The organism is Burkholderia sp. HAN2018 (assembly GCF_024704855.1).
GTDB lineage: Bacteria > Pseudomonadota > Gammaproteobacteria > Burkholderiales > Burkholderiaceae > Burkholderia > Burkholderia cepacia.
Genome location: NZ_QOBB01000573.1, coordinates 1 through 381 on the forward strand (window position 1 = coordinate 1; position 381 = coordinate 381).

The 381-nt window shown below is 63.0% G+C and carries 1 protein-coding gene; it reads left to right on the forward strand.

The window, feature by feature from the left end:
- Positions 1-381, forward strand: a 381-nt coding sequence (locus DPV74_RS41845; protein ID WP_162923365.1) for an amidohydrolase family protein, incomplete at both ends; no start/stop codon positions are given.

Here is a 381-nt window from a genome sequence, read left to right on the forward strand (position 1 = left end):
CCGAACGCCGAGAAGGAAGACTTCGTGAACTGGACGAAGAGCACGAAGTATCACGACGGCACCGACTACTTCCGCAACAACGGCGCGGGCGAAATGCTGGTGTTCTCGGCGGCCGACTTCGAGGACTTCCGCGTCGCGCGTCCGGACCTGCCGGCGCAGATGGAAGACGATCTCGAGGGCGTCGTGCGCGTGCTCGCGCAGAACCGCTGGCCGTGGCGCATGCATGCGACGTATGACGAAACGATCAGCCGCGCGCTCGACGTGTTCGAGAAGGTGAACAAGGACATCCCGCTCGAAGGGCTGAACTGGTTCTTCGATCACGCGGAAACCATCACCGAAAAGTCGATGGATCGTATCGCGGCGCTGGGCGGCGGCATCGCG